General features: G+C 69.6%; 23 protein-coding genes. 13 read left to right on the top strand and 10 right to left on the bottom strand.

The genetic code is table 11. The annotated features are described in order from the left end of the window. Positions 1 to 73: 73 nt before the first annotated feature. From ACQGNW_RS10420 to ACQGNW_RS10405, 4 genes are all read right to left on the bottom strand, one after another. Complete coding sequence (locus tag ACQGNW_RS10420; protein WP_426663088.1) at positions 74 to 2,104, bottom strand: methyl-accepting chemotaxis protein; 2,031 nt, start codon at positions 2,102 to 2,104, stop codon at positions 74 to 76. Between the two features lie 128 nt (positions 2,105 to 2,232). Beyond that, positions 2,233 to 2,778, bottom strand: coding sequence for a chemotaxis protein CheW (locus ACQGNW_RS10415; protein ID WP_426663085.1), 546 nt, complete (start codon positions 2,776 to 2,778; stop codon positions 2,233 to 2,235). After that, positions 2,775 to 3,146 carry a response regulator gene (locus ACQGNW_RS10410; RefSeq protein ID WP_426663084.1) on the bottom strand — a complete coding sequence of 124 codons (372 nt, stop codon included), beginning with the start codon at positions 3,144 to 3,146 and terminating at the stop codon, positions 2,775 to 2,777. Before ACQGNW_RS10410 ends, ACQGNW_RS10415 begins: the two co-directional genes overlap by 4 nt. A gap of 25 nt (positions 3,147 to 3,171) precedes the next feature. Continuing rightward, positions 3,172 to 3,582, bottom strand: a complete 411-nt coding sequence (locus ACQGNW_RS10405) for a response regulator (protein WP_367855777.1) — start codon at positions 3,580 to 3,582, stop codon at positions 3,172 to 3,174. Positions 3,583 to 3,925: 343 nt separating this feature from the next. Between ACQGNW_RS10405 and gshB the strand changes: the two genes are divergently transcribed. The 6 genes from gshB (at position 3,926) to ACQGNW_RS10375 (ending at position 9,639) form a co-directional block, all read left to right on the top strand. After that, a complete protein-coding gene (gene gshB / locus ACQGNW_RS10400) occupies positions 3,926 to 4,903 on the top strand; it encodes a glutathione synthase (RefSeq protein ID WP_426663083.1) in 978 nt (325 codons plus the stop codon). Further along, positions 4,900 to 5,760 carry an energy transducer TonB gene (locus tag ACQGNW_RS10395; RefSeq protein WP_426663082.1) on the top strand — a complete coding sequence of 287 codons (861 nt, stop codon included), beginning with the start codon at positions 4,900 to 4,902 and terminating at the stop codon, positions 5,758 to 5,760. The genes gshB and ACQGNW_RS10395 overlap by 4 nt, the downstream gene beginning before the upstream one ends. Positions 5,761 to 5,785: 25 nt before the next feature. Beyond that, a complete protein-coding gene (locus ACQGNW_RS10390; RefSeq protein ID WP_426663081.1) occupies positions 5,786 to 6,355 on the top strand; it encodes a YqgE/AlgH family protein in 570 nt (189 codons plus the stop codon). Further along, positions 6,352 to 6,810, top strand: coding sequence for a Holliday junction resolvase RuvX (gene ruvX, locus ACQGNW_RS10385; protein WP_426663080.1), 459 nt, complete (start codon positions 6,352 to 6,354; stop codon positions 6,808 to 6,810). The genes ACQGNW_RS10390 and ruvX overlap by 4 nt, the downstream gene beginning before the upstream one ends. Next, a complete protein-coding gene (locus ACQGNW_RS10380; protein ID WP_426663079.1) occupies positions 6,807 to 7,733 on the top strand; it encodes an aspartate carbamoyltransferase catalytic subunit in 927 nt (308 codons plus the stop codon). The genes ruvX and ACQGNW_RS10380 overlap by 4 nt, the downstream gene beginning before the upstream one ends. A 109-nt stretch (positions 7,734 to 7,842) precedes the next feature. Beyond that, entirely contained in the window at positions 7,843 to 9,639 is a 1,797-nt protein-coding gene (locus tag ACQGNW_RS10375) for a hypothetical protein (RefSeq protein ID WP_426663078.1), read from the top strand. 99 nt (positions 9,640 to 9,738) lie between these two features. Here ACQGNW_RS10375 and ACQGNW_RS10370 read toward each other — a convergent pair whose 3' ends face one another. Together ACQGNW_RS10370 and ACQGNW_RS10365 are read right to left on the bottom strand one after the other, a co-directional pair. Next, a complete protein-coding gene (locus ACQGNW_RS10370; RefSeq protein ID WP_426663077.1) occupies positions 9,739 to 10,905 on the bottom strand; it encodes a PilT/PilU family type 4a pilus ATPase in 1,167 nt (388 codons plus the stop codon). Positions 10,906 to 11,035: 130 nt separating this feature from the next. Then, positions 11,036 to 12,073 carry a type IV pilus twitching motility protein PilT gene (locus ACQGNW_RS10365; protein WP_426663076.1) on the bottom strand — a complete coding sequence of 346 codons (1,038 nt, stop codon included), beginning with the start codon at positions 12,071 to 12,073 and terminating at the stop codon, positions 11,036 to 11,038. Positions 12,074 to 12,391: 318 nt separating this feature from the next. Between ACQGNW_RS10365 and proC the strand changes: the two genes are divergently transcribed. Together proC and ACQGNW_RS10355 are read left to right on the top strand one after the other, a co-directional pair. Further along, on the top strand, positions 12,392 to 13,219 hold the full coding sequence (gene proC / locus ACQGNW_RS10360) for a pyrroline-5-carboxylate reductase (protein ID WP_426663075.1): 828 nt from the start codon (positions 12,392 to 12,394) through the stop codon (positions 13,217 to 13,219). Then, the gene (locus ACQGNW_RS10355) at positions 13,216 to 13,791 is read left to right on the top strand and encodes a YggT family protein (RefSeq protein WP_426663074.1); all 576 of its coding nucleotides are present in this window, start codon (positions 13,216 to 13,218) and stop codon (positions 13,789 to 13,791) included. Before proC ends, ACQGNW_RS10355 begins: the two co-directional genes overlap by 4 nt. A 1,450-nt stretch (positions 13,792 to 15,241) precedes the next feature. On the opposite strand, the gene ACQGNW_RS10350 is transcribed toward ACQGNW_RS10355, so the two are convergent. Both ACQGNW_RS10350 and pdxH read right to left on the bottom strand, forming a co-directional pair. After that, positions 15,242 to 15,682 carry a secondary thiamine-phosphate synthase enzyme YjbQ gene (locus tag ACQGNW_RS10350; protein ID WP_426663073.1) on the bottom strand — a complete coding sequence of 147 codons (441 nt, stop codon included), beginning with the start codon at positions 15,680 to 15,682 and terminating at the stop codon, positions 15,242 to 15,244. Positions 15,683 to 15,964: 282 nt separating this feature from the next. After that, positions 15,965 to 16,552, bottom strand: a complete 588-nt coding sequence (pdxH, locus tag ACQGNW_RS10345; protein ID WP_426663072.1) for a pyridoxamine 5'-phosphate oxidase — start codon at positions 16,550 to 16,552, stop codon at positions 15,965 to 15,967. 136 nt (positions 16,553 to 16,688) lie between these two features. On the opposite strand from pdxH, the gene ACQGNW_RS10340 reads away from it, so the two are divergent. After that, the gene (locus tag ACQGNW_RS10340; protein ID WP_426663071.1) at positions 16,689 to 17,528 is read left to right on the top strand and encodes a kinase; all 840 of its coding nucleotides are present in this window, start codon (positions 16,689 to 16,691) and stop codon (positions 17,526 to 17,528) included. A gap of 19 nt (positions 17,529 to 17,547) precedes the next feature. Here the strand turns inward: ACQGNW_RS10340 and ACQGNW_RS10335 are convergent, their stop codons facing one another. Both ACQGNW_RS10335 and ACQGNW_RS10330 read right to left on the bottom strand, forming a co-directional pair. Beyond that, the gene (locus ACQGNW_RS10335) at positions 17,548 to 17,895 is read right to left on the bottom strand and encodes a YbjQ family protein (protein WP_426663070.1); all 348 of its coding nucleotides are present in this window, start codon (positions 17,893 to 17,895) and stop codon (positions 17,548 to 17,550) included. Between the two features lie 188 nt (positions 17,896 to 18,083). Next, on the bottom strand, positions 18,084 to 18,917 hold the full coding sequence (locus ACQGNW_RS10330; RefSeq protein WP_426663069.1) for an NAD-dependent epimerase/dehydratase family protein: 834 nt from the start codon (positions 18,915 to 18,917) through the stop codon (positions 18,084 to 18,086). A 23-nt stretch (positions 18,918 to 18,940) separates the two neighbouring features. Here ACQGNW_RS10330 and ACQGNW_RS10325 point away from each other — a divergent pair, with 23 nt between their 5' ends. The 4 genes from ACQGNW_RS10325 to hemE all read left to right on the top strand — a co-directional run bounded on the left by ACQGNW_RS10325 (position 18,941) and on the right by hemE (position 22,060). Further along, a complete protein-coding gene (locus tag ACQGNW_RS10325) occupies positions 18,941 to 19,501 on the top strand; it encodes a shikimate kinase (protein ID WP_426663068.1) in 561 nt (186 codons plus the stop codon). Continuing rightward, positions 19,498 to 20,598, top strand: a complete 1,101-nt coding sequence (gene aroB / locus ACQGNW_RS10320; protein WP_426663067.1) for a 3-dehydroquinate synthase — start codon at positions 19,498 to 19,500, stop codon at positions 20,596 to 20,598. The genes ACQGNW_RS10325 and aroB overlap by 4 nt, the downstream gene beginning before the upstream one ends. A gap of 123 nt (positions 20,599 to 20,721) precedes the next feature. Then, positions 20,722 to 20,982: a WGR domain-containing protein gene (locus ACQGNW_RS10315; RefSeq protein WP_426663066.1), complete on the top strand. Its 261-nt coding sequence runs from the start codon at positions 20,722 to 20,724 to the stop codon at positions 20,980 to 20,982. A gap of 1 nt (position 20,983) precedes the next feature. Then, complete coding sequence (hemE, locus tag ACQGNW_RS10310) at positions 20,984 to 22,060, top strand: uroporphyrinogen decarboxylase (protein WP_426663065.1); 1,077 nt, start codon at positions 20,984 to 20,986, stop codon at positions 22,058 to 22,060. Positions 22,061 to 22,087: the final 27 nt, after the last annotated feature.

The following is a 22,087-nucleotide window of genomic DNA, read 5'->3' as shown; positions in this document are numbered from 1 at the left end:
GCGCGACGCACCGCCACGCCACCATCGAGACTGCCCCCTGTCATGTGGATCGCCATCAGCCCGTAGGTCACCGTCAGCCCGGCAGCTTGAAGTGCGCCACCGAACGCCGCAGGTCGCTGGCCAGTTGCGCCAGGGTACCGATCGAGTCGGCAGTGCGGCTGGCGCCCTGCGAAGTCTGCGAGGTGATCTCCCGGATCGCGTTCATGGATTGCGAGATGTCGGTGGCCGCCGCCGACTGCTGGCGCGCCGCGCTGGAGATGTTCTGAATCAGCGCGGACAGGTCATGCGACACGCGCTCGATGTCGCCCAGCGCGCTGCCGGCGTCCTCCGCCTTGCGGGCACCGGCCACCACCTCGGCGGTGGTCTGCTCCATCGAGTTCACCGCCTCGTTGGTATCGGACTGAATGGTCTGCACCAGCGTCTCGATGCGCTTGGTGGCGCTGGTGGAGCGCTCGGCCAGCCGCTGCACTTCGTCCGCCACCACCGCGAAACCGCGGCCCGCCTCGCCGGCCGAGGCCGCCTGGATCGCCGCGTTCAAGGCCAGGATGTTGGTCTGCTCGGCGATGTCGTTGATCAGTTCCACGATCGAGCCGATCTCCTGCGAGGATTCGCCCAGCCGCTTGATGCGCTTGGAGGTTTCCTGGATCTGGTCGCGGATCGAGTCCATGCCGGAGATCGTCTCGCGCACCACCTCGGCGCCGTGCGAGGCGATCTGCACCGAGCGTTCGGCCACGTCGGCCGACTCGGCCGAGTTCTTCGACACGTGGTCCATCGAGCTGGCGATCTGGTTGATCGCGCTGGTTGCGGTGCTGATCTGCTGCGCCTGCTGCTCGGCCGCGTCGGCCAGGTGGCGTGCGGTGGTCTGGGTTTCCTGCGCCGACGAGGAGACCTGCTCGGAGGTCTCGTTGATCGTGGTCACCAGGGTGCGCAGCTCGTCGATGGCGTAGTTCACCGAGTCGGCGATCGCGCCGGTGATCTCCTCGGTCACCGTGGTCTTCACCGTCAGGTCGCCTTCGGCCAGCGCGCCCATTTCGTCCAGCAGGCGCATGATCGCCTCCTGGTTGCGCTGGTTGAGCGAGGTGCTCTCGGCAAAACGGCGGCGCTGGTCGCGCACCAGGCTGACCACCAGCAGCAGGGCGAACGCCACCGCGCCGATCGCGGCCAGCAGGCCCCACCACACGTTCGGGAACAGGCGGCGCAACGGCAGCTTGCCGATCTGTTCGGCGAGGTCGTTCGCGCGCAGCAGCACCGACTGCGAGTCCAGCGAGGCCTTGTTGCCGGCCTGCTTCACCGCGGCGAGGTTGCCGGAGGCGGACACCAGCCTGGCCAGCGGATCGCCCAGCTTGTCCCAGCTGTCCTGCATGCCGGTGAGGATCTTGCGCGCATTCGCGTCGCCGATCGGCCGCACGCCGCTGCCCGGGTTGCCCTCGATCAGGCCCTTCAGCACGCTGCCGTACAGCTGGGCGTCGCGCTGCAGGCCGTCGGCGGCAGCCTGGGCGTTGTCGCCGCCCTGCAGCACTTCCTGCACGCGGCGGATGATGCGGTCGGCCGACAGCATCTGGCGCGAGGTGCCCAGCATCTGCTCGGCACTGCCGTTGCGCTGCTGCAGGATGTTGACCACCTGCTCCATGCTGGAATTGAGCAGCGGCATCTGCTGCGACACGGCGGCCGCGCGCTGGCCGGAGTCGAGCACCACGGCCTTGTTCGAGACGATCTTGCCGATGTCGCCGTCCAGCTGCTTCCACGCGTCGTCCAGCGCGCTGGCGGCGCGGCCGACCGGCGAGACGTTGTTGTCGGCGTAGGCGTGCATGCCGGTGGCCGGGTCGCCCTTGTTCAGCTTGCGCACCGCCGAATCGATCGCGTTGCGGGTGCTTTCCAGCTCCTTGAACGAATCGGCGTTGCCGTCGGACGATTCCAGCGCGAATTTCGCGGTCTGCTGCGACAGCACCTGGATCTGCGTGGTCAGCGCGACCGCCTGGCGGTCCTCGCCGTTCTTCACGTTGAGCTGCCAGAAATCCAGTGCCGCGAAACCGATCGCGACCAGCAACAGGACAATGAGTGCGGTGTTGCCACGCTCCTTGCCGACGCCCCCTGTAGTGCTCATGTTCACCTCGTCCGTCTACTTCACCGGATCCCTCCCGCCGACATGGACGGGAACGGACCCTGGACCTGCCACTCTGGAGTTTCCGGCCCCTGACGGCACCGGACCTGCTGCATGCGGGCGCCGTGGGGTCAGGCCGCGGCCTGGCGGAAATCGGGCGCCCGCACCAGCCGGCTCATGCTTAAAATCGCCATCTGCTGCTCTCCCTCGCCCACCCGCTGCTCGGCGAAGCGCGCCAGCCTCGGGTCGTCCTCCGGCTCGGCCGCGCGCCGCTGCTCCGCGTCCACTGTGCGCTGGCCGAACACCTCGTCGACCAGCAGCGCCACGCTGCCGCCGCCCTGGCGCACCACCAGCAGGCGCGCGCGGTCGGTCTGCGGCGTGCGTTCGTCGAACAGGAAGCGGCCAAAATCCACCACCGGCATCAGGTTGCCGCGCACGTTCGCCACGCCGAGCAGCCACGGCCGCGTGCCGGGCACCATGGTGAGCGGCGGCATCGCCAGCAGTTCGTTGATCTCGCCGATCTCGCTGACCAGCAGGCGCGGCCCCACGCGGTAGCCGATGCCGCGCCACAGGCCCGGCGCATCCATCCGCTCGCGGGTGTCGGAAGCGTGTGCCAGCGACAGCCGCTCGTAACGGGCAAGGATCTCGAACGGGGTGAGGCCGGACGGTGCGTTCATGCCGCGCTCGACAGCAACTGGTTGATGCAGGCGAGCAGCTCGCCCTCGTTGACCGGCTTGGTGATGAAGGCGCGCGCGCCCTGGCGCAGGCCCCACACGCGGTCGGTCTCCATCGCCTTCGTGGTGATCATCACGATCGGCACCTCGGCGGTGGCCGGGTCGCGGGTGAGCGTGCGGGTGGCCTGGAAGCCGTTCATGCCCGGCATGATGACGTCCATGATGACCAGTGCGGGCGGCGCGCTGCGCACCCGCTCGATGCCCTCCTCGGCGTTGCCTACCGAGGCGACCTGATGACCCGCCCGTTCGAGCAGCGTGGTGAGCACGCGCACGTCGGTCGGCGAGTCGTCGATGATGAGGATGTCGGCCACAGGTTCCCCCTGAAAGAATCTGCGGTCAGCGGCTGGGAACCGTGCTGACATGGTGGTGGATGGCGCCGAGCAGCTCGTCGCGCGTGAACGGCTTGGTGAGGTACTGCTCCGCGCCCACGACGCGACCGCGCGCCTTGTCGAACAGGCCGTCCTTCGAGCTCAGCATGATCACCGGCGTGGCACGGAACTGCGGATTGTTCTTGATCAGCGCGCAGGTCTGGTAGCCGTCCAGCCGCGGCATCATGATGTCGACGAAGATGATCGCGGGTTTCTGGTCGGCGATCTTGGCCAGGGCCTCGAAGCCGTCCACCGCGGTGAGCACGTCGCAGCCTTCCTTCTTCAGCAGGGTCTCTGCCGTGCGACGGATGGTCTTGGAGTCGTCGATCACCATGACCCGCAAGCCGGCCAGACCATTCGCGTTCGCGTTCAGATTCATTACTCCCCCCTGTCGCCCGACGTCGGACCCAGGACAACCACTTGGACAGGCAACAAGCATGCCGCCGGCACACATGACAAGACAACCTTGTATCGCGATCCGCGGTACCCGCTCTGCGGCGGGATGCGCAGGCTTTGTTGTTTACTGCCTGCCTGCCAGCACGTCAAGCAACATTCGCGTTGCAGGGCGCCCCAGCGGCGCGCAATGTGACCCTCATCGGCAGCGTTGAACCCTCCGCGGCATGCGCGCCCCGCACGCGCTTGTCGCAACCGGCGGCGTGGGCGAACATCGTCCTCCCGGTCGCCGGCGCATCGCGCCGCAAAACCTTTCGCGGAGAATCATGATGCCCCTTTCGGTCGCGGTGCTGATGGACCCCATCGGCGCGATCAAGCCGGCCAAGGACACCAGCCTGGCCATGTTGCTGGAGGCGCAGCGGCGCGGCTACGCCCTGCACTATCTGGAGCAGGGCGACCTGGCGCTGCGCGACGGCGAGCCGTGGGCGCGCCTGCGTCCGCTCGCGGTGCGCGACGACGCGCGCGACTGGTTCAGCCTGGGCGAGGCGAAATGGCGCGACCTGCGCGAGATGGACGTGGTGCTGATGCGCAAGGACCCCCCGGTCGACCAGCAGTTCGTCTACGACACCATGGTGCTGGAGGCGGCCCAGCGTGGCGGCGTGAACGTGGTGAACGACCCGCGGGCGCTGCGCGACTGCAACGAAAAGGTGTTCGCGCTGCACTTCCCCCAGTGCATGGCGCCCACCCTGGTGGCGCGCGATCCGGCGGAGTTGCGCCGCTTCGTGGCCGAACACGGCGAGGCGGTGCTGAAGCCGCTGGACGGCATGGGCGGACGGGGCATCTTCCATGTGAAGGCCGGCGACAAGAACCTGAACTCCATGCTGGAAACCCTGCTGGCCGGCGGCCCGCATGGTGAAGGCCGCCAGTTCACCGTGGCGCAGAAGTTCATCCCCGCGATCAGCGCGGGCGACAAGCGCATCCTGCTGATCGACGGCGAGCCGGTACCGTACGCGCTGGCGCGCATCCCGCAGGGCGACGAGTTCCGCGGCAACCTCGCCGCCGGCGGGCGTGGCGAGGGCGTGCCGCTCAGCGAGCGCGACCGCTGGATCGCCGCCGAGGTGGGGCCGGAGTTGCGCCGGCGCGGCCTGCGCTTCGTCGGCCTGGACGTGATCGGCGACTGGCTCACCGAGATCAACGTCACATCGCCGACCTGCGCGCGCGAGCTCGACGCGCAGTTCGGGCTTAATATCGCGGGCCTGCTGTTCGACGCCCTCGAGCAGCATCCTGCTGGAAGCCCCGCTCCGTGAGTTCCGCCGCCGCACGCCCCGCCGCCGACCCGATCGGCGCGACCCTGCTGTTTTCGCTGCTGTTGCACGGCGTGCTGCTGCTGGGCATCACCTTCCATTTCGCCAAATCCGAGCCCAGCCTGCCCACGCTGGACGTCACCCTGGTCAACGTGGCCAACCGCGAGGCGCCGGACCAGGCCGACTTCCTGGCCCAAGCGAACAACCGCGGCGGCGGGCAGAGCGACCATGCGGCGCGTCCGTCGCAGCCGTTCTCCGGCGCCCTGCCCAAGCCCGATCCCGGCACGGCGATGCAGAACGTCACCGCCGCCACGCCGCGGCCGCGCGAGGCCACGCCGCAACGCATGGTCACCACCACCGGGCAGAGCCGCTTCAGCGTGGCCAGCAACACCGCGCAGACCGCCGTGCCGCCGCAGGACACCCCCGACGCCCATGACCTGCGCCGCCAGCAGGAAATGGCGCAGCTCGCCGCCGAACTGCGCCACCAGACCGAGGCCTACGCCAAGCGCCCGCGCAAGAAGTACATCTCGGCCAATACCCGCGAATACGTCTACGCCGCCTACATGCGCGGCTGGTCCGACCGCGTGCAGCGGGTGGGCAACCTCAACTATCCGGAAGAGGCGCGCCGGCGCGAACTGCACGGCGACCTGCTGCTCACCGTAGGCATCAACCGCGACGGCAGCATCCACAGCATCGACGTGATCCGCAGCTCCGGCCAGCCGCTGCTGGACACCGCCGCCGAACGGATCGTGCGGCTGGCCGCGCCGTTCCCGCCGCTGCCGCCGGAGGCGAAGGCGGACGAGCTCTACATCACCCGTACCTGGCAGTTCCTGCCCGGTGGCGTGCTGAGGAGCAAGTAGGCACGCACGGGCTTACAATGGGCGCATGAGCCGCACCGAACCGCCAACCCTCACCGGCCACTTCCTGATCGCCATGCCGGGCCTGGCCGAGCCGCCGTTTTCGCGCGGCGTGGCGCTGCTGTGCCAGCACAGCGAGGAAGGCGCGGTGGGCCTCCTGGTGAACCAGCTGTCGCAGTACCGCTTCGGCGACGTGCTGGCGCAGATGAAGCTGGAGTGCGCCGACCCCGAGCTGGCCGACGCGCCGGTGTTGATCGGCGGCCCGGTGCAGCAGGAGCGCGGCTTCGTGCTGCATCGCGAACCCGGCCACTGGGAATCCAGCTACCGCATCAACGCCGGCTGGTCGGTGACCACCTCGCGCGACATCCTGGTGGCGATGGCCGCCGGCGAGGGGCCGCGCCAGGCGATCATGGCGCTGGGCTACGCGGGCTGGGATGCCGGCCAGCTGGAGCAGGAGCTCAAGGCCAATGCCTGGCTCACCGCCGAGGCCTGCGAACGGGTGGTGTTCGACACCCCGCTGGAGGAGCGCTGGAGCGCTGCCGCCGGCCTGGTCGGCGTCGACCCGCTGCAGCTCACCGGCTACGCGGGCCACGCATGAGCTGTGCGTTCGGCTTCGACGTCGGCAGCAAGCTGATCGGCGTGGCGGTGGGCAACGCGCTCACCGCCAGCGCCCGCGCGCTCGCCGTGCTCGCGGTGCGCGACGGCGAGCCGGACTGGCCCGCGCTCGACGCGCTGCGCGGCGAGTGGCTGCCGGACACCCTGGTCGTGGGCTTGCCGCTCACCCTCGAGGGCGGCGAGCAGCCGGCCTCGCGCCGCGCGCGCCGCTTCGCCGCGGCGCTGCAGCGGCGCTATGCCGTGCCGGTGGCGCTGGTCGACGAACGCCACAGCTCGCGGGAGGCCGCGCGGCGCTTCGCCACCGCCCGCGCCACGGGCCTGAAGCGCCGCCGCGACGCCGCCGCCATCGACGCCGAAGCCGCCGCGGTGATCCTCGAACGCTGGCTGGCCGCCCCCGTGCCACCTTCCACCCCTCCCACCGCCGCCGCCCCGCCATGACCCAACGCCTGCGCCACCTCACCACGCTGGAACACCTGCCGCGCGCCAGCATCGAGCGCCTGCTCGACCGCGCCATCGCGATGCGCGACGCCTGCGCGCACGGCACCCGCAAGCTGGACACGCTGGCCGGGCGAACCGTGCTCAACCTGTTCTTCGAGCCGTCCACGCGCACGCGCACCTCATTCGAGCTGGCCGCGCGCCGGCTGGGCGCCGACGTGATCAACTTCGACATCGGCTTCTCCTCCACCGCCAAGGGCGAGGCGCTGTACGACACCCTGCACACGCTGGAAGCGATGCACCTGGACGCGATCGTGGTGCGCCACAAGGTCTCCGGCACCCCGGACGAGCTGGTACGCCACGCGATGAGCGGCGTCTCGGTGATCAACGCCGGCGACGGCAACCGCGCCCACCCCACCCAGGGCCTGCTCGACGCGCTGACCATCCGCCAGCACCGGCCGGATTTCGAGAACCTGGTGGTGACGATCTGCGGCGACATCCGCCACTCGCGCGTGGCGCGGTCGGACGTGCACGCGCTCAGCGCGCTGGGCGTGGGGGAAATCCGCTTCTGCGGCCCCGGCGCGCTGCTGCCGGACGCCACCGAGTTCCCGCACTGCCGCTACACCGAGGATTTCGACAGCGCCATCGAGGGCGCCGACGTGGCGATCATGCTGCGCCTGCAGAAGGAGCGCATGGCCGCCACCGAGCTGCCCGACGAGGCCGCCTACTTCAACCGCTACGGCCTGGACAACCGCCGCCTCGCCCGCGCCGCCAAAGGCTGCCTGGTGATGCACCCGGGCCCGCTCAACCGCGGTATCGAGATCGCCGACGAGGTCGCCGACGGCGCGCAGTCGCGCATCCTCGAACAGGTGGCCAACGGCGTGTTCGTGCGCATGGCCGTGCTGGGCGAGTTGCTGGCGCGCTGAGTCCGCCCCGGCGCCGCCGCGGGCGGCCGCAGGGCCCGCCGTCGTGCAATGCAGCAAGCCGCAAAGCGGGCATAATTGCGCGCAGCGGCATCCACCACCGGGGAACACCATGCAATCGAGGACGCGCTTCATCGCGCTGGGACTGGCCTGCGTCGCACTGGCGGCCTGCTCGCACAAGGACAAGAACGCGCCGCTGGCCTTCGTGCCGGCGGACACGCCCTACGCGGTCGCCAACCTGGCCGTGCTGGACGACGGCACCCGCCGGGCGCTGCTCGCCCAGGCCGACCTGCAACTGCCGTCGCAACTCGCCCAGATGGAGGCCTTCGCCACGCGCGAACAGGCCACCGATCCGGATGCCGCGCGCCTGGTGCGCGCCTTCGCCGCCGAGTTCAAGGGCAAGACCATCGAGGGTTTCGCCCAGGCCAACGGCCTCGACCTCAAGGGCCGTTTCGCGCTCTACGGCGAAGGCATGGCGCCCGTGCTGCGCGTCGAATTGAGCGATCCCAAGGCTTTCGAGGGCTTCGTGGGCCGGCTGGAAGCCGCCTACGGCAAGAAGCTCGACACGGCGTCCATCGGCACGCAGGGCTACCGCCGGCAGGTGTTCGCCGGCGCCGGCACCGAACTGGTCCTCGCCGTGGTCGGCAAGCAGGTGGTGGCGGCGCTGCTCCCGGCCGGCGCCACCACGCCGCTGCTGCGCCAGACCCTGGGCCTGGACCGCCCGGCGAAGAGCCTGCAGGACGACGGCCGCCTCGCTGCGCTGGCCAAGGACAAGGGCTACGCGAAATGGCTGGTGGGCCAGCTCGACCTCACCCGCGCGCTGCCGCTGATGATCTCCGGCAGCGATCCGCTGATCGCCGCGATCGAAAAGGCGCATGCCGCCGCCGAATCGGCCAAGACCGGCGAACCGGTGGCGAACCTGCTGAAGAGCTCGCCCGCCTGCGGCCCCGAGGCCAGCCGCATCGCCGCGCGGGTGCCGTCGGTGAGTTTCGGCTACACCCGGCTGGACGCCAGGCACCAGGACGGCCGCCTCGACGTGGCGCTGGCCGACGACATCGCCAAGGCCTTCAGCAGCCTCGCGGTGGATCTGCCCGGGCTCGGCAACGGCGGCAACATGGCGCCGTTCGACCTCAGCATCGCGCTGCCGGTGACCGACCTTCGCAAGTTCTGGTCGGCACAGGTCGACGCGGTGGCGGCCAAGCCGTTCACCTGTCCGATGCTGGCCGACCTCAACGACAGCTTTGCCAAGCTGGGCGAGGCACTGCCGAAGACGGCGATCCCCCCGTTCGGCAACCTGCTCGGCCTGCGCATCGCGCTGGACACGCTGGGCGTCGACAAGACCAGTAGCCTGCCGAACTTCACCGGCCGCGTCGTGCTGGGCAGCGGCGACCCGAGCGGCCTGCTCGCCACCGGCCAGATGATGGTGCCCGCGCTGGCCAAGCTGAAGCCCGCCGCCACCGGCGCGCCGGTGGCGCTGCCCCCGGACATGGTCGCCATGCTCGGCGCCCCGGTGTGGCTGGCGACCGGCGACAAGGCGCTGGCACTGGGCATCGGCGCCGGCGAGGACGGCAAGCTCGCCGCCACGTTGCGCGATCCGGCGGGCGGCCCCGGCCAGGTGCTGCGCATGCACCTCTCCGGCACGATGTACCTGGACTGGCTGAAGTACATGGAGATGAAGTCCGACAGTCTTGCCGCCGCCGCCGCCGAGATGAGCAAGAGCGACGAGCCCACGATCGGCGGCAACACCACGCCCGCCGACGAGGCCGCCCAGGCCGCGGCGGACGCCGCCCGCTCCAAGGCGCAGTTCGCCGCGATGGAGGCGCAGGCGCAGCGCGTGGACAGCATCGACGCCGAGATGCACGTGGACGGCAACGGCTTCGTGGTCACCAGCCGTACCACGCTGAAATGACCTGTCGCGTCGCGGCGGCGCGATAGCGCCCGACGCCGCGACGCCGGACGAAGAAGGCGCCCTCGCAGGCGCCTTCTTCGTTTCCGGCCGGCGCCTGGCTCAGCGCTGCAGCAGGCCGCCGCCGAAGTTGTCGCCGCCGCGCGGCTGCTCCACTTCCACGCCCTCCAGTCCCTGCGACAGCGTGTGCGCGTCGCCGCCCTGGGCCAGCTTGATGCGCAGGCGCACCTCGTTCGCGCTGTCGGCGTGGCGCAGCGCGTCCTCGTAGCTGATCTCGCCGGCGTGGTAAAGCTCGACCAGGCTCTGGTCGAACGTCTTCATGCCGAGCAGCGTGGACTCCTTCATCACTTCCTTCAGCTTGTGGATGTCTCCCTGGCGGATGTAGTCCTGCACCAGCGGCGTGCCCAGCAGGATCTCCACCGCCACGCGGCGCGCCTTGCCGTCCGGGGTGGGGATCAGCTGCTGCGCCACCACGCCCTTGAGGTTCAGCGACAGGTCCATGAACAGCTGCTGGCGGCGATCCTCCGGGAAGAAGTGCAGGATGCGATCCATCGCCTGGTTCGCGTTGTTCGCGTGCAGCGTGCACAGGCACAGATGGCCGGTTTCGGCGAAGTTGATCGCGTGCTCCATCGTCTCGCGCGTGCGCACCTCGCCGATCATGATCACGTCGGGCGCCTGGCGCAGGGTGTTCTTCAGCGCGTTGTCCCAGCTGTCGGTGTCGATGCCAAGCTCGCGCTGGGTGATGATGCAGCCCTCGTGCTTGTGCACGTATTCGATCGGGTCCTCGATCGTGATGATGTGGCCGGTCGAATTCTGGTTGCGGTAGCCGATCATCGAGGCCAGCGAGGTGGATTTGCCGGTGCCGGTGCCGCCCACGAAGATGATGATGCCGCGCTTGGTCATCGCCAGCTGCTTGATCACCGGCGGCAGGTTCAGTTCCTCGATGGTGGGGATCTTCGACTCGATCCGGCGCAGCACCATGCCCACGCAGTTGCGCTGGTAGAAGCACGACACGCGGAAGCGGCCCACGCCCTGCGCGGAAATCGCGAACTGGCACTCGTGGGTCTTCTCGAACTCCTCGCGCTGCGAGGGCGTCATCACGTTGAGCACCATGTCGCGCGACTGCTGGATGCTCAGCGGACTCTGCGTGATCGGCACGATGCGCCCCTGCACCTTCATCGACGGCGCCACGCCCGCGGTGATGAACAGGTCCGACGCCTGCTTGTGCACCATCAGCTTGAGGAAGGAGGTGAAGTCGAATTCGCTCATGGCTGCTGCCTGGGAATAAGGGGAAGGGAACGGGAAATGGTGGAAGGCCGAAGCTCGTTACCCGGGAACGTGGAAGACCAACCGGCAAGGCGGGCGGGGTTGCCTGTTCCCCGCGCCCGACTCCCCCGCGTCAGCGGAACAGGTCCTTGTTCTTGGCGTAACCGTACGCCTCCTGGCGCGACACCAGGCCGCGCTTCACCAGGTCCTGCAGGTTCTGGTCCAGCGTCTGCATGCCGTACTGCTGGCCGGTCTGGATGGCGGAATACATCTGCGCCACCTTGTCCTCGCGGATCAGGTTGCGGATCGCCGGGATGCCGACCATGATCTCGTGCGCCGCCAGGCGGCCGCCGCCGGACTTCTTCAGCAGCGACTGCGAGATCACCGCGCGCAGCGATTCGGACAGCATCGAGCGCACCATCGGCTTCTCGCCGGCGGGGAACACGTCGATGATGCGGTCGATGGTCTTGGCCGCCGAGCTGGTATGCACGGTGGCGAACACCAGGTGGCCGGTCTCCGCCGCGGTCAGCGCCAGGCGGATCGTCTCCAGGTCGCGCAACTCGCCGACCAGGATGTAGTCCGGGTCCTCGCGCAGCGCCGAGCGCAGCGCCTCGTTGAAGCCGTGCGTGTCGCGGTGGACCTCGCGCTGGTTGACCAGGCACTTCTGCGAGGTGTGCACGAACTCGATCGGGTCCTCGATCGTGAGCATGTGCCCGTATTCGTTCTTGTTGATGTGGTCGACCATCGCCGCCAGCGTGGTCGACTTGCCCGAGCCGGTGGGACCGGTCACCAGGATCAGGCCCTGCGGCTGCTCGATCAGCTCCTTGAACACGCGCGGGCAGCCGAGGTCCTCCAGCGTGAGCACCTCGGAGGGAATGGTGCGGAACACCGCGCCGGCGCCGCGGTTCTGGGTGAACGCGTTGACGCGGAAGCGCGCCAGGCCGGGGATCTCGAACGAGAAGTCCGTTTCCATGAACTCCTCGTAGTCGCGCCGCTGCTTGTCCGACATGATGTCGTACACCAGCGAATGCACCTGCTTGTGCTCCAGCGGCGGGATGTTGATGCGGCGCACGTCGCCGTCCACGCGGATCATCGGCGGCAGGCCGGCGGAAAGGTGCAAGTCCGAGGCCTTGTTCTTCACCGAGAAGGCAAGCAGTTCGGCGATGTCCATCAGGGGTTCCCCTCAACCGGTCGTCAGGATGCTGTGGCGATGGCTGCAGCGGAAAGGTGACGTGCGGTGCCGCGCGGCGACGCGCGCATGCGGCCCGGCCATCCGGCTCCCCTTGCAGCGGGTCGATACTACTCGCGGCACGGGCCGCGCGGCCAGCCTTCGCGGCGGTTTGCGCACCCGGTCACCAAAGGATGTCCGCGGCGCCCTCCGCACCGGCTTCAGCATGCCTTCCACAGGCGACCACCGGCACGCCGGCAACGCACGACGACGCCGGCTCCGGTAAGGTATGCGGCCGTCTCCCACTGTCCAAGGTTTCCCATGACACGCATCGCCTTCATCGGCGGCGGCAACATGGCCCGCAGCCTGATCGGCGGCCTGCTCGCCACCGGCCAGGCAGCCGCCGACATCCGCGTGGCCGAGCCTCTGGCCGAGGCGCGCGAGCGGCTGGGCCGCGACTTCGGCGTGGCCACCTTCGCCGAGAACCGGCTCGCCGTGGCCGACGCCGAGGTGATCGTACTGGCGGTGAAGCCGCAGATCATGCCCCAGGTGCATGCCGAGCTGCGCCTCGCCCTGCAGGGCCGGCGCCCGCTGCTGATCTCCATCATCGCCGGTGTGCGGCTGGACCAGCTCGAACGCTGGCTGGGCGCGCTGCCGATCGTGCGCTGCATGCCGAACACCCCGGCGCTGATCGGCGCCGGCGCCACCGGCCTGGTCGCGAACGGCCGGGTCAGCCCCGCGCAGAAGGCGCAGGCGCAGCACATCATGGACGCCGCCGGGCTCACCCGCTGGATCGACGACGAGGCGCTGATGGACACCGTCACCGCGCTCTCCGGCTCCGGCCCGGCCTACTTCTTCGCCCTGGTCGAAGCGCTGGAGGACGCCGCCGTTGCGCAGGGCCTGCCGCGCGACACCGCCCGCGCGCTGGCGGCGCAGACCTGCCTCGGCGCCGGCCGCATGCTCACCGAGAGCGGCGAGGACCCCGCCGAGCTGCGCCGCCGCGTCACCTCGCCCAACGGCACCACCCAGGCCGCACTGGAAAGCTTCGCTGCGGATGGCCTGTCCCGCATCGCCGCGCGCGCCGTCGCCGCCGCCACCCGCCGCGGCGCCGAACTCGCCGCGGCGCTGGACCGGGAGATCCAGTCGTGAGCTACCTTCTCAACGCCATCGCGCTGCTGGTCGAGCTGGCCTTCGACGCCGTCGCCACCCTGTTCCTGTTGCGCCTCGCCGCCGAAGCCTGCCGTGCCGATTTCCACAACCCGCTCAGCCAGTTCATCTACCGCACCACCAACCCGGTGCTGGCGCCGATCCGCCGCGTGCTGCCTAACTGGCGCCGCCTCAACCTCGCCGCGCTGCTGGTGGCCTGGCTGGCGATGCTGCTGAAGCGGTTGGCGCTGTTTGCCCTGATGGGGCTGGTGCCGCATGCTGCCGGCCTGGTAGTGCTGTCGCTGGCCGAACTGCTCGACTTCGCGCTGCTGTTCTACCTGGTGCTGGTGTTCGGCTGGTCGCTGCTCAGCATGTTCGTTCCCGACCAGCGCCAGCCGCTGCAGCGGCTGCTCGGTGTCATCGTCGACCCGCTGATGCGGCCGCTGCGCGGGCGGCTGGTCATCGGCATGATCGACTTCTCCCCTACCGTGGTGATCGTGGGATTGCTGCTCGCGCGGATCCTGGTGGCGGCGCCGCTGCTGGACTTCGGGATGCAGCTGGCGGTGGTGGGCTGACGCCCACGCTTTCTCTCCTCGCCCGCGCAGCGCTTTTCTCCCCTCGCCCGCTTGCGGGAGAGGGGTTGGGGGAGGGGGGGTTCTTGCTCTGCTCTCGCCAGTTTCAAAGCGGTTTCGAGCAAGCAACGAAGCAGTTTCGTGCGCCTGCCGGCGCCCAAGCTACTTCTCTTTTGCTTGTCCAAAAGAGAAGTAGCCAAGAGAAAACGACACCCCGCGGCGCCGCTTTCCGCCCATCCATGGACGGAAAGTCCGTGAGCCGTGGCCGGGCTTTTCGGCCGGGCTTCCTGCCCGGTCGAAAAAGCATCGCCCTCCATGGCGATGCCCGCTGCGCGGCCTGATCGCCCCGCCTCACCGCCGCCGAGGGGCCCCGGAAAAGCAGCGCGCATCCTGCGCGCACTGTTCGAAAAGCCGGATCAAAAGCGCGACTCGCTGCGCCATGCCACACCCCGGCGTGTCCGAAGCCGACATCTCGCGTGGCCCCCGAATCGCTAGCCCGAGACGTGTCCCCAAAAAGACTGATCCAACTCAGGCAGCAACTTGACGCCACCCGCGGCCACATCACAGCATGCCGCGCAACACCCCAATTCCAGGGCCTGAATCTAGCTCAGCCACAATGATTGCCTCAGCGCGGTTGGGAGCCTGGATAGACGCCATCGCCAGCGCCACGTCGCTTGCAATGGCGGCATGGCTGTATCGAGCCTCAAGGATCGCCGTGGACGAAACCGTGGCTCGCTATGGGCACAACGTCGACTCCGGTGTGTACGAGATCCTCGCAGCGAACCGGTACTTTCTTCCGGTCTTCGCAATACTCGGTTTCGCTGCGTCCGCCATGTTCTTGGGCTGGGCTTGGCGCTGGCTTATTCACTGGCTCGCATGGCTGCTCGTACTGACTCCAATCGTTTGGCTCATGGCATCCGAAATATTTCCAGTCATGGCCTAGCAACTCATTCCAGCGGGCGCTCGCCGGCGGCTCACTCCGCTAAATTCAGGCATCAATTCCATCATCGAAGCCCTGCGTGCAGTGCTCTCGCAGCCGCGCAGCGGCTGCGTCCGAGTGCGCGCTGGGAGCGCGCTGCTTTGCCCGGGGCCCCTATGGCGCGGCGGGTGGGTGGAGGGAAGTCCGCGGGACGGCCCGCATGGATGCGGGCCAGTTTTTCGCCGGCATACGGAGGTGCCGTCGAAAAACCCCGGAACCCGCCCGCGCACCCGGAGCCCATGGATGGGCGCAGGGCGCGCCATCGGGGTGTCGTTTCCTCTTGGTTACTTCTCCTTTGGACAAGCAAAGGAGAAGTAACTCGGGCCGAGGCAGCGGCTCGAAACCGCTTTGAAACTTGCGAGACGAGTAGGAAGAGCCCCTCTCCCTCAACCTCTCTCCCGCAGGCGGGCGAGGGGACAACAAGCACAACGCCGCAGCGCACGTCGAATCAACGACCGCGCCAGCGCCGCGCGCTCAATGCCCCAACACCGTCACCGTGACCCTCCGCTGGTGCGGGTCGCGGCGGTGCTCCCACAGGAACAGGCCCTGCCAGGTGCCGAGCTGCGGCTTGCCGCCGTGCACCGGCACCACGAGGCTCACGCCGGTGAGCACGGAGCGCACGTGTGCAGGCATGTCGTCGGGTCCTTCGGCGTCGTGCCCGAAGATCGCGTCGCCATCGGGCACGGCGCGGGCCAACCAGCGCTCGAGATCCTCGCGCACCGCGGGATCGGCGTTCTCGCTGAGCAGCAGCGAGCAGCTGGTGTGTGCGGTGAACACGTGGGCGATGCCGACGTGCACGCCGCTGGCGGCCACCACGTCGGCGACCTGGTCGGTGATCTCGGTGAAGCCGCGGCCGCGCGTATGCACCGTGAAGCCGTGTTGTCCGGCGTGGTCGGCGGGCACGGAACGGCTCATGGCGCGGATCTCCCTAGAGCCTGCCCAACGTCTCCGCATGCCCCGCGCCGGAAGCTGTTTGCGCGCAGGCCAAGGGAGAACGAGGGAGTGGACGTCCGTCCACGACCGGGTGATGACGCAGGCAGGCGGGCAAACAGACCCGGCCCTTCGGGTTGCCTTGCCGTGGCCGCCATGCGGCAGCGCGCGGCTTGACCTGCCAGCCGGGCAGGCGCCGCACCACGCGCCACCGCATGACGACCACAGCAAGGCAACGCGGGCTATGCGGAGGCATTGGGCAGGCTCTCACGGATACAGCAGGCGATGGGTCCAGGTCTGGCCGTGCCGGCTCCAGCGCACGCGCTCGTGCATGCGGAACTCGACGGCGTACCAGAACTCGACCATGTCCGGCTCGACCAGGTAGCCCCCCCAGTGCGGCGGGCGCGGCACCTCGCGGCCTTCGAACTCGCGCTCGTAGCGCGCCACGCGCTCGTCGAAGCTGTGCCGCTCGGGCAGGGTCTGCGACTGCAGCGAGGCCCACGCGCCGATCTGGCTGCCGCGCGGCCGGGTAGCGAAGTAGGCGTCGGATTCCTCCGCCTGCAGCTTGCGCGCCACACCCTCCACGCGCACCTGCACGCCCAGACGCAGCTGCTTCCAGTGGAAGCACAGCGCCACCTGCGGGTGCGCCGCCAGCTGGCTGCCCTTGTCGCTGTCGTAGTTGGTGTGGAAGCGCAGGCCGCGCTCGTCCACGCCCTTGAGCAGCACGATGCGCGAGGCCACGCGGCCGTCGGCATCGACGCTGGCCAGGTTCATCGCCGTAGGCTCGGGGTCGCCGGAGGCCTTCGCCTCCTCCAGCAATTGCCGGAAAGTCTGCAGAATCTCGGGGCTCAGCATGGCTTTGAAACTTTTCCCTTGAATCGTGGCGCACTCGCGCCATCATGACGCGGATGAAACCGGCCCATCTTAACCCAATCCCCCATCCCGCCCGCGTCCATGGCCGGCTGCGCCCGCCCGAAGCGGAAGGCTGCCGATGAGCACGCCCAAGCCGCATGCCGTCGCGCCGAACGCCTCGCTGGCGGGCCACCTGCTGGACCAGTACGCGGGGCGCATCGCCCGCTCGCGCCGCCCCTACATCATCGGCCTGTCCGGCCTGCAGGGCAGCGGCAAGAGCACGCTGGCGCGCGAGATGAAGGCGCAGGCCGAGGCGCGCGGCTGGCCCACCGAGGTGCTGTCGCTGGACGATTTCTACTACTCGCGCGCCGACCGCGAGCAGATGGCGCAGCAGATCCACCCGCTGCTGCGCACCCGCGGCGTGCCGGGCACGCACGAGATCGAGCTGCTGCTCTCGGTGCTGGCCGCGCTGCCGCAGGCGTCGGAAAAACTGCCGGTGTCCTGGCCACGCTTCGACAAGGGCCGCGACACGCGGATGCAGCCTTCGCGCTGGCCGCGCGTCACCCGCCCGCCGCGGCTGGTGATCGTGGAGGGCTGGGCGCTGGGCATCCGGCCGCAGTCGCAGGCTGCGCTGGACGAGCCGGTGAACCGGCTGGAACGCGAGGAGGACGCCGACGGCGGCTGGCGCCACTGGGTCAACAAGCAGCTGCGCGGCTACCAGCCGCTGTGGCGCAAGTTCGACGCGCTGATCGTGCTGCAGGCGCCGAACTGGGACGTGGTGCGCCGATGGCGCGGCGAAACCGAACAGGAACTGCTGGCGCGACGCGCTCCGCTGGCGATGGACGCCGCCACCATGGAGCGCTTCCTTCAACACTTCGAACGGCTCAGCCGCCACGCGCTGGCCACCCTGCCCGCGCTTGCCGACAGCTGCGTGGAGTACGACGACGAACGCCACATGACCGGGCTCACGCACGCGTGAGCCCGGCGGCGGCGCACCGTCAGGCCACCGGCTCCACCTGCACCGCGGTACCGTAGGACAGCACCTCGGTGACCCCCTCGGCCACGTCGTTGGCGTCATAGCGCATCGCGACCACCGCGTTCGCGCCCATCGCAGCGGCGTGCTGCAGCATCAGCTCGAACGCCTCCTCGCGCGCCTTCTCGCACAGCTCGGTGTAGATCGTGATGTTGCCGCCCACCAGGGTCTGCAGCGCAGCACCGAGGTTGCCCACCACGCTGCGCGAGCGCACCGTGATGCCACGCACGATGCCGAACGCGCGTACCACGCGATAGCCGTGCAGGTCGTTGCCGGTGGTGACCATGACGTGCGGGATCGGGAAACTGGCCATGCATGTTCTCCTCGGTGGAAAGGCGGACCGCCCAAGTATCTTGCAGATCGTCGAGGAAGTTGCCCTCCCGCATCTTCTCGGCTCAACGAACCCGCTGCACACCCGGACCCGCTTCCGCCGATTCAATGGCTTGCCCCATCGAATCGCGGGCAGTCCGTCCAGGGACTGCGCCATCAGGCCGATTCAGGTCAGTCTGACAGCAAGGCCGCACAGCCGTCGCGTGCATCGGGCCATTGCGGTACCCAGCCGCTCGCCCGCAGGCGCGCGTTGCGCAGCCGCTTGCTGCCCACGCCGGCGGGTGCCGGGCCTTCGGCGGGCAGTGGCGCGTCGACCAGCTGGGCGATGAAGTCGTACAACTCGTCCAGCGGCAACGGGGTGTCGTCCACGCCCACGTACAGCGGCAACGGGGCGGGCAGGCGCAAAAGATGCACGACCGCCGCCGCCGCGTCGTCGACGTGGATACGGTTGGCCCAATGCGGCGTCAAGCGCGGCACGCGTGCGGTGCCGGCGCGCAGGCGCTCAACCAGCTGCAGCCGCCCCGGCCCGTACAGGCCGGCGAGGCGCAGCACGGTCGACGGCACCGGCTGCGCGGCCAGCCATTGCTCGGCTTCCAGCAACAGCGCTCCGTTGAAGCCGAGCGGCGCGGGCGGCGTGTCTTCGTCCACCCAATCGCCGTCATGTTCGCCGTACACGGCGCTGGAGGACACCAGCAGCACCTGCTGCAGCGCACTGGCGTCCAGTGCCTCCAGCAGCTGGCGCAGGCCTTCCACGAACAGCGCGCGATACGCTGCCTTGTCCCTCGCGTCCGGCGCGGGCAGGTACGCCACCCGGGTGATGCCCGTCGGCAGGCTGCCCAGGCTGTGCGGCGCGGTGAGGTCGGCGCCCAGCCAGCGCAGGCCGGGCACGTCCTCCGGCGGTGGCCGCCGGCGCAGCGCCCACACCTCGTCGCCCTGCGCAAGCAGGCGCCCAGCCACCCTCAAGCCCAGATCGCCGCAACCGGCCAGCAAGATTCGTTCAGCCATCCAAACACCTGTAAAGTGACGGCATGAATCCGTCGCGCAACCTGTTCCTGATCGGTCCGACCGGCGCCGGCAAGACGTCGGTCGGCCGCCGCCTCGCCGCCCATTATGGCCTCTCGTTCGTCGATCTCGATCGCGAGATCGAACATCGCACCGGCACCGACGTGGCCACCGTGTTCGAGCTCGAGGGCGAGGCCGGCTTCCGCCAGCGCGAGAGCGCGCTGCTGGACGAGTTCAGCGCGGGCGATGGCGTGCTGCTGGCCACCGGCGCCGGCGCCGTGCTCGATCCGCGCAACCGCGCGCTGCTGGCGGCGCGTGGCTACGTGCTGTGGCTGCAGGCCGACCTCGAGCAGCAGTTGCAGCGGCTGGCGCGCGACACCCAGCGGCCGCTGCTGGCCGGCGCCGACCGCCGCGCGCGGCTGGAGGTGATGGCCGCGGCGCGCGAACCGCTGTACCGCGAGACTGCCGACCTCGCGCTGCCCGCCACCCACGGCATCACCGCCATCTGCACGCAGGCCATCGCACTGATCGACCGCCACTGGCAGCGCCTCCCCCTCCCCCTCCCCACGCCCTCGCCCGCTGCATGAACGCAAGCCAGCCCATCACCATCGACGTCACCCTCGGCGCACGCAGCTATCCGGTCTGGATCGGCCGCGGCCTGCTCGGCGACAGCCCCCGCTGGCGCGCCATGCTGCGCGGCCGCCACGCCCTGGTGGTGAGCAACACCACGGTGGCACCGCTCCATCTCGAACGTGTGACAAGAGGGCTGGAAGGCCTCGCATGGTCCAGCTTCCTGCTCGACGACGGCGAGGCGCACAAGAGCTTCGCCAACGTGGAGCGCGTGCTGGAAGCGCTGGCGAAACTCGGCGCCACCCGCGATGCCTGCGTGATCGCGCTGGGCGGCGGCGTGGTGGGCGACCTTGCCGGTTTCGCGGCGGCATGCTGGATGCGCGGCATCGACTTCATCCAGATGCCCACCACCCTGCTGGCGATGGTGGATTCGTCCGTCGGCGGCAAGACCGGCGTGAACCTGCCCGCCGGCAAGAATCTCGTTGGCGCCTTCCACCAGCCGCGCGCGGTGGTGGCCGACATCGACACGCTGGCCACCTTGCCCGGGCGCGAATACCGCGCCGGCCTCGCCGAGGTCGTCAAGGGTGCTGCCATCGGCGATGAACCGTTCTTCGCCTGGCTGGAAGGCCACGCCGACGCACTGGCCGCACGCGACGGCGACGCCGTGGTCGAGGCCATCGCGCGCAAGGTGCGCTACAAGGCGGGCGTGGTGGCGCGCGACGAAACCGAACAGGGCGAACGCGCCCTGCTCAACCTCGGCCACACCTTCGGTCACGCGCTGGAAACCGCCGGCCATTACGCCACCCTGCTGCACGGCGAGGGCGTGGCGGTCGGCATGCTGCTCGCGGCAAAACTCTCCGAGCGCCTGGGCATGGGCGCCGCCGCCGACACCGCGCGCCTGCAGCGCCTGCTGGAAAGGCTTGGTCTCCCCGTGGCGGTCCCACCCGGCATGGATGCGCAGCAACTGCTGGCGCTGATGCGACTGGACAAGAAGAACGCCGCCGGCAGCCTGCGGCTGATCCTGTGGCGCGGCATCGGCAAGGCCGAGATCGTGGGCGGGGTGGCCGAGGAAGACGTGCTGGCCGTGCTGCAGGACGCCATCGCCCGCCGATAGGAGTCACGCGGCACGTTCGCCGCGACGTTCGCGCGCAGGGCGCGCTCCTACAAAGCCGTGGCGGCACCTAATAAACTGTGCGCACCGGCGATAGGCCGGCTCACGCCCGACGCCACGCCTGCCATGCGCCTCTACCTGCAAAACCTGCCCGGCAGCGCCGAGCCGCCACGCTACGTCCAGATCGTGCTGGAACAGGATCTGCTCGGCGGCTGGACGCTGTACCGCGAGACGGGCCAGCAGGGCGGCAAGGCCACGCTGCGCCGCGAGCAATTCCTGGAGCGCGACGCGGCGATCAACGCGTTCGAGAAAGCACGCGACGCCCAGCTGAAGCGTGGCTACCGCGTGATGTTCGCGCAGGGCCTGGAAGGCCCCTATGGACGCTGAGATGAACGCACCGCTGAAGAACGACCGTTTCCTGCGCGCGCTGCGGCGCGAGAGCGTCGACACCACGCCGGTCTGGTTGATGCGCCAGGCCGGCCGCTACCTGCCCGAGTACCGCGCCACCCGCGAGCGCGCCGGCAGCTTCATGGACCTGGCGCAGCATCCCGAGTTCGCCTGCGAGGTGACGCTGCAGCCGCTGGACCGCTTCGCGCTCGACGCGGCGATCCTGTTCTCCGACATCCTCACCATCCCCGACGCGATGGGCCTGGGCCTGTCGTTCGCCCACGGCGAGGGTCCGCAGTTCGCGCGCCCCGTGCGCAGCGCCGCCGACATCGCGAAACTCGCCGTGCCCGACATGGACGGCGAGCTGCGCTACGTGACGGACGCGGTGCGGCTGATCCGCCGGGAACTGGCCGGTCGCGTGCCGCTGATCGGCTTCGCCGGCAGCCCGTGGACGCTGGCCTGCTACATGGTCGAAGGCAGCGGCTCGCGCGATTTCGCGCGGCTGAAGGCGCTGTGCTGGAACGAGCCGGCGCTGGCTCACCGGCTGCTCGACGTGCTGGCACGCAGCGTGGCCGCATACCTCGCGGCGCAGGCCGCGGCCGGCGCGCAGGCGCTGATGATCTTCGACACCTGGGGTGGCCTGCTCGGCCCGGCGCCATTCCGCGAATTCTCGCTGCGCTACATGGCGCAGATCGTGGCGGCGCTGAAAGCCGACCCGCACGCCCGCGAGCTGCCGGTGATCCTGTTCTCCAAGGGCGCCGGCGCGCATCTCGCGGGGATGGCCGAGTCCGGCTGCGCCGCGCTCGGCGTGGACTGGACGATCGACCTCGCCGACGCCCGCCGCGCGGTGGCCGGCAAGGTGGCGCTGCAGGGCAACCTCGACCCCGCGATCCTGCGCGCCAACCCCGCGGTGATCCGCCGCGAAGTCCGCGCGGTGATGGACAGCTACGGCAACCACCCCGGCCACGTGTTCAACCTCGGCCACGGCGTCACGCCGGAAACCGACCCCGAACACGTGCGCGTGCTGGTGGACGAGGTGCACACATACGGGCAGGTGTTGCGCGGCGCCCCGGCCTGATCACCGTGGCGGCCGGCGACAGGACAT

The sequence above is a fragment of the Rhodanobacter aciditrophus genome, from assembly GCF_050026795.1.
Taxonomy (GTDB): domain Bacteria; phylum Pseudomonadota; class Gammaproteobacteria; order Xanthomonadales; family Rhodanobacteraceae; genus Rhodanobacter_A.
Note: the sequence above shows the minus strand (reverse complement) of the source record. Positions and strands in the feature narration are given on the sequence as shown.